The organism is Endozoicomonas sp. ONNA2, assembly GCF_024606365.1.
Classification (GTDB): domain Bacteria; phylum Pseudomonadota; class Gammaproteobacteria; order Pseudomonadales; family Endozoicomonadaceae; genus Endozoicomonas.
Map to the genome: position 1 here is coordinate 1 of NZ_JAHHPO010000748.1, position 6,577 is coordinate 6,577.

The following is a 6,577-nucleotide window of genomic DNA, read 5'->3' on the forward strand; positions in this document are numbered from 1 at the left end:
GCGCGGGTATCGCTGTGGGCAGCGTTAACGGAGGCACTGTTATCAACACCAACGCAGTAGAGTGCAATGTGACAACAAAAGGCCAATTCGCGCATGCCGGTATTGGAGCGGGAAGTAACACAGGAACAGGAAATGTTATCGGCACAAAAGCGGTGAGATGCCATATACTAACTCAGGAAAATCATGCAAATGCCGGTATTGGGGCTGGATATTCCATGAATGCAACAGTTACTGACACAACAGCGCAAAGCTGTACTGTGAAAACTTTAGAGGAATTTACCGGTGCCGGTATTGGGGCGGGAGCATGCGAAACACTTGTAACGGTTACCGGCACAAAAGCGGAAAACTGCAACGTGACAACCGACGGTCAATCAGGAGATGCCGGGATTGGGGTGGGAAAATCGTTCTACTCAACGGTTAAAGACACGAAGGCGGTGGAATGCATAGTGCAAACTTTCAATTCCACCGGTCGGTATGCAAATGCCGGTATTGGCGCCGGACAAAATCGAGATGGATCTGTTACCAACACGACAGCGGTAAACTGCAGGGTGAATACTTCCGAAGTTGAAGCACATGCCGGTATTGGTGCAGGATTGAATGAATATGGCTCGGTTACCAACACGACAGCGATAAACTGCACGGTGAAAACTTCCGAAAAGAAAGCACATGCTGGTATTGGGGCCGGACAAAATCGAGATGGATCTGTTGCCAACACGACAGCGATAAACTGCAGGGTGGAAACTTCCGAAAAGAAAGCACATGCTGGTATTGGGGCGGGAAGAACAAATAAAGGCAATATTACCTCCACGTTGGCGGTCAACTGCAAAACTTTCAGTGTTGCAGGAAATGCCGGCATTGGGGCGGGACATTCGCGCAATTCAGGGATTACCGATACGATGGCGAGAAACGGCACAGTTTCAACCAAAGCCAAAGGAACAAGTGCCGGTATTGGGGCTGGGAATTCGACCAATTCAACGGTTACCGGCACGAAGGCGGTGAAATGCACTGTGTCAACCTCCAAAGGTTCCACATATGCCGGTATTGGGGCAGGGCGTCAGTTTAAAGGAGGAATTGTTGCCAACACTACTGCAATAAACTGCACGGTGAAAGCTTCCGGTACGCCTGCGTATATCGGTATTGCCGCAGGTCACCAAGATGGAATTGTCAACAACACTGAGGTGTTTAACAGCACCGTCATAAGTGCAGATTTAAAAAACATAAATATCAAGCAAGGAGATTCCTATATTGTTTGTAATGTCTTTGTTAACAATGACAAGCAAGAAAACGTTGGAGAATGTAATCCTTTTCCAAATGGTTTCTGCGCAGATTTTGATTCCAGCCCGGTAAAACCGAATTGCCAGGTCGCTAATGATATTAATCCATTATACGTCACTGATTCTTCGCTAAAATCACAAATCACTGCATGCATGAAACCAGGCGACACTACGAACTTTTCCAGCCCGGGTGTTGACTCATCGACAACGCCCCTGAGCACTGTGGCTACGGTATCCGATATGTCCAGCCCGGGTGTTGACGCATCATCAACGCACTTGGCCACTGCGGCCACGGTATCCGATATGTCCAGCCCGGGTGTTGACTCATCATCAACGCACTTGGCCACTGCAGCCACGGTATCCGATATGTCCAGCCCGGGTGTTGACTCATCATCAACACACTTGGCCACTGCGGCCACGGTACCAGATATATCCAGCCCGGGTGTTGACCCATCAACAACGCCCCTGACCACTGCGGCCAAAGCACCACGCATGACCATTCCCAGCCCGGGTTCTACCCCGCTTGCCACACCGCTGACAGAATCACTCAGTCCTGCCTTTATAGCCACTATCGCCACCCTGGGCGCGGCGATTGTTGTGCTGATCGGTGTTGTTGTTGCGTACACCCATCGCAACCGCCAACAAAGATCATCCACCCGAACTGGCCATATCCATCCCGTGCCGAAGTACTCCAAAAACCGACCTTGTACTAATAGACCACTGCCTGCTATTCCTCAGCTCCAAAACCAACTGCTATCAGTCAGTCCCAAGAACAAGACAACAGGGGGCAGGCACTCCCTGGTGAACGCTGACAAGGAATACGACCTGCCGATGAACCCGAGTTTAATGAAGCGCGGATCCATCTATAACCATTACGAACAAATTCCCGACTATGAGGTGATGGTTATGGCAACAGGGAGCAGCAACCCTATGGAGAATACTGACAAAGTACTTGGCAAACCGATCTATCAGAATGAAACATTCCTCAGTTATACAGACGATGGCGATTACGAATTGATGGCGGACAAGCAATGGGTATGACAACCGGGCATCAATACCCATTCCAGCTTCTGAACAGGATAGCGAGCAAGTCATCTCGGACAGCACTAAAAACAATTAAGGAACCATAGCCAAAAAAAATAGTCTTATTACAAGCAATGTCGGAAAGGGAAATACAGATGCTCTCAAGTACCAAACCAGCGCAGGCGCCATCGGAGCCTGTGCCGGACGATGCCAGCGTGGCCCCCCCATCGGCAGCCTCTGGTGCAGGCGGCCTGGAGCTGACGCCTGCTCGGGCGCCGCTGAATTCAGCAGTCCCGGGGGCAAATGCGGCCACCCCCCCCCTGCTTGCCACACATTGCAACACCCCTTCTAATGAGAGCGGCACAAAATGGTAAATATGTGGCTGCCAGGGAGATGCTGAACATGGGGGCTGATCCTAACGTCCGGGACGACTATGGGGATTGTACTCCATTGCATCTGGCGGCCCGCTCTGATCCCCGGACAACAAAATCCATCATGCTCATGAACTGTTTGCTGGACAAAGGTGCTGATATAAATGCCCTTAACGAGGATGAATGCACCCCGCTGGTCGTTGCGGCGCTTAACGGCCACGTTGCGAGCGTCAGCACTTTACTGCGCAGAGGGGCCAATCCGGATATTCCTGACTGGTACGGCAGAACCCCACTTTGCATTGCAGTACAATGCCCAGAAGAGCATAGTTTCATGAAAATCAACATGGTCAACATTTTGCTGGATTACGGCGCCAACCCCAATACCACTGGCAACCGGTCTTTTAGTCCGCTGTTCTCTGCGATGCTGGAGAACAATTCAGACATTGCCAATATGTTGCTTGATAACGGCGCGGACCCGGACCCGAACAGGTGTGACGACTCTGGTCGCACGCCTCTGAATTGTCTGGTAGAAAGATATTGTCCTCTTCACAACATTGGTTTCGCCCGATTACTTCTGGCTCTGGGGGCTGACCCGAATACGTCCAGCCCATCAGGCTACACCACGTTAAATTTTGCGGTAGGAAATCAACAAGGGTGTAAAGAATTGGTCGAAGTTTTACTGGCCAATGGTGCCAATCCCAATAAGCCCGGGGCGTTGGGCAGTACTCCGCTGTTTCTGGCGGTTGCAAGGGACTGCCCGGAAATTGTCAACACGCTGCTGGCCCATGGCGCCCGTGCTGATATTCCCAATGCCTTTGGCCACACTGCCAAGTCTACTGCGGTGGACAAAAACGACGACGAATTGGTCGCCATCCTGAACAATCACATTCCTGTTTATCAACCCCAATCACTGATGGCCTGCGCCCGTACCTGCATTCGTTCACGGCTGGTAGAGAACAAGGTACCGTTGACAGCAGTCCTGCCACCATCTGACTGGCTGCCGCTGGACCCTGTCATGAAAAATTATTTATTCTATCCGCTGAAGATTTCGGATATTGCATAAATTGTCCTGAATCTCGCGCAGGACCTATGGATTTGTCACGGAATTACTGCAACATTTTACTCAGTCCGGGAAAAGGTCGTCGCCAGCTTTTCACCTCCCGTTGCCCGCAACAGCATAAGCGATTCCGGCTTTTGACCATGAACAGTTCCCCGTTATTCACGCTGGAAGCGGCAACAGAATCTTTATGTTTCCTGTCGACAATATTATGTTGCATATTGTGGCTTGGGCACTATCTTTATGCAGTCATTCTTTATTCAAACAGTATTCCTTGTTCACAACGGGAACAGAAAATTCGTTAAACAATGAACAAGGCAACTTGAGCCATAACGGCGAATGTCGTTTTCGTGGCGGTATTAATTGAAGTTGGATACCTATGTTCTCAAACACCAGAACACCGCATACGGAGAAATTGGCAGCCGATGCCAGCGAGGCATCCACAGTTGCTTGCTCGCCATCGAATAACACGACAGCGGAAGAGCAGTTGGCAGCTGCAGCCGCTCCCGCAAGTGATGGCCGGTTGGCAGTGAAAGAGGATCTGCCACAAAAGCTGAGAAAACAAGAAAAGTTGATGAGTGCAGCTATCCTGCAACGGGACCTGGCCACTGTCAACCAACTGCTGGACCAGGGCGTTGACCCCAATATCCGCAGCAAGTATGGCGATACTCCCCTGTCTCGGGCTATCGGCTTGAAGCATCCTGAAGAAATTATCAACACGCTGCTGGATCGTGGGGCAAATCCCGATCTCCCGTTTCCCACCAGTGTGTTGGGACACAGCACGCCATTTCTGCAAGCTGCAAAACTGTCCAACTATAAGGCCTTCAAGCTGTTGCTGGACCGGGGAGCTGACCGTTTCGCCTGTGACTCTCGTGGTCGCACAGCACTGCATCTGGCCACTATTTATGGTTGCAGCAATTACGGTAACTCGTCAAAAATGACCCGGGTCCTGAATTGTTTGCTGGAGAAAGGTGCCGATATCAATGCCCTTGACTCGAACGGCTGCACTGCGCTACTCAATGCGGTAATTCATAACAGCGCTGTGGGTATTAACATTTTATTGCAAGGGGGGGCCAATCCAAACATTCCTGACCAGCAGGGCAGGACCCCGCTCTGCAGGGCTGTCGCTTGCTACAACTACCCAAGGGACAATATGGAGGTGTTCAACAACTTGCTGGCCTATGGTGCTAATCCGAACCAGCCCGGAGAGTATGGCAACACCCCGCTGCATCTGGCGCTGATAACTAACCGGCCGCAAATGGTCAAGATCCTGCTGGCCTATGGTGCCCATGCGGATATTCCCGATGCCCATGGGCAAACCGCCAAGGATATTTCGGTTGCTATAAAAAACGTCAACATCATCGCCATCCTGGCCAATTACATTCCGGTACATCAACCCGAAACGCTGATGGCCTGCGCCCGAAGTTCCATTCGTACACGGCTGATAAAGAACCGGGTGTCGTTGGCACAAGCCCTGGCACCAGACTCTGAATGGCTGCCGGTGAGCAAAGACATGAAAGCTTATTTATATCAGCCGCTGACGCTTTGATCGGGGGCGGGCCAATAACCTTGATTCACACTTGCATATTCAGCCCACGGCACTATTTTTATTGAGCCATTACATATACGTCACACTGGGGGTGCCGATGTTCTCAAATGTCAGGACACAGCATGAGAAGGAGCTGGCAGCCGATGCCAGTGTGAAATGCCCATCCGCAGAAGCGCCCGCGTCGGCGAATAACACGACAGCGGCAAAACAGTTGGTAGCTTCAGCCCCGGGTAATGGCCAGTTGGCAGCGAAGACTGGCCGGCCAAAAAAGTTGAAAAGACCTGCAAATTTGCTGAAATCGGCAATCAGTAAAGGGGACCTGGCCTCCGTCAACCGCTTGCTGGACTTGGGTGTTAACGTTAATGTCCGCGGCAGGGATGGTTATAACCCTCTATATTGGGCTGTCGGCAGAAAAGATTCTGTAGATTTTATCAAGACCCTGTTGGACCGTGGAGCGAATCCCAATATCACTGTCGGCAACCGTTTGCTTGAAGAAAAAACTACGCCATTTCTGAAAGCCGCAGACTGGGGTGACTACCCGGCCCTTAAGCTGTTGCTGGACCGGGGAGCAGACCTGCACGCCCGCGACGATAGAGGTTGCACAGCACTGCATCTGGCCCCGACTTGCGAAGGCCTGTTTCATAACAAAGCGACAGTGAGCGCCAGGATTCTGAATTATTTACTGGACAAGGGGCTCGATATCAATGCCCTTGACTCATCGGGCCACACTCCGGTACTGAAAGCGGTCACTAATGGCAGTGCCAAGGCGATTGACACTTTAATGCAAAGAGGTGCCAATCCAGAGATTCCTGACAGGTGGGGTATAACCCCACTATGCACGGTTGTCGATTTTCATCGCAAAGACGAATGTATGGTTAACAGCTTGTTGGCCAATGGTGTTAACCCCAACCAGCCTGACAAATTTGGCAATACCCCGCTGCATCTGGCCGCAAAGAATGACTGTTGGAAAATCGCGTCCATTCTGCTGGCCAATGGTGCCCGTGCTGATATTCCCAATGCCTCTGGCAAAACTGCCCTGGATATTGCGATAGCCAGAGGAGCCGTCGTCACGATCGAAGTCCTGAACTATTACCTGACGGAGCATCAACCCGCGACACTGATGGCCTGCGCACGAACCTGCATTCGTTCACGGCTGATAGAGAACCGGGTGCTGGCAAAAGCCCTGGCACCGGACTCTGACTGCCTGCCGCTGCCGCATCTCATAAAAAAATATTTGTACCAGCCGCTAGGAGGCTGTCCGAGAATAGCGCCCGACTGGGCGTCCCCGTAGCGAGGATGGCAG

Annotated in this window: 5 protein-coding genes; all 5 read left to right on the plus strand. The window is 51.5% G+C overall.

Features of this window, described 5'->3' with window-relative positions:
* Window positions 1-215 precede the first annotated feature (215 nt).
* Window positions 216-2,315, plus strand: coding sequence for a hypothetical protein (locus KDK14_RS13210; RefSeq protein ID WP_257265618.1), 2,100 nt, complete (start codon window positions 216-218; stop codon window positions 2,313-2,315).
* A gap of 137 nt (window positions 2,316-2,452) precedes the next feature.
* Entirely contained in the window at window positions 2,453-2,671 is a 219-nt protein-coding gene (locus KDK14_RS13215; RefSeq protein WP_257265619.1) for a hypothetical protein, read from the plus strand.
* Entirely contained in the window at window positions 2,649-3,731 is a 1,083-nt protein-coding gene (locus KDK14_RS13220) for an ankyrin repeat domain-containing protein (RefSeq protein WP_257265620.1), read from the plus strand. The genes KDK14_RS13215 and KDK14_RS13220 overlap by 23 nt, the downstream gene beginning before the upstream one ends.
* 373 nt (window positions 3,732-4,104) lie before the next feature.
* The gene (locus KDK14_RS13225; protein WP_257265622.1) at window positions 4,105-5,274 is read left to right on the plus strand and encodes an ankyrin repeat domain-containing protein; all 1,170 of its coding nucleotides are present in this window, start codon (window positions 4,105-4,107) and stop codon (window positions 5,272-5,274) included.
* 97 nt (window positions 5,275-5,371) lie between these two features.
* Window positions 5,372-6,565: an ankyrin repeat domain-containing protein gene (locus KDK14_RS13230; protein WP_257265623.1), complete on the plus strand. Its 1,194-nt coding sequence runs from the start codon at window positions 5,372-5,374 to the stop codon at window positions 6,563-6,565.
* Window positions 6,566-6,577: the final 12 nt, after the last annotated feature.

Excerpts from the sequence above, each read along its gene's own strand:
- KDK14_RS13210 (WP_257265618.1), top strand. The coding sequence starts at position 216 with ATGAATGCAACAGTTACTGACACAACAGCGCAAAGCTGTACTGTGAAA.
- KDK14_RS13215 (WP_257265619.1), top strand. The coding sequence starts at position 2,453 with ATGCTCTCAAGTACCAAACCAGCGCAGGCGCCATCGGAGCCTGTGCCG.
- KDK14_RS13220 (WP_257265620.1), top strand. The coding sequence starts at position 2,649 with ATGAGAGCGGCACAAAATGGTAAATATGTGGCTGCCAGGGAGATGCTG.
- KDK14_RS13225 (WP_257265622.1), top strand. The coding sequence starts at position 4,105 with ATGTTCTCAAACACCAGAACACCGCATACGGAGAAATTGGCAGCCGAT.
- KDK14_RS13230 (WP_257265623.1), top strand. The coding sequence starts at position 5,372 with ATGTTCTCAAATGTCAGGACACAGCATGAGAAGGAGCTGGCAGCCGAT.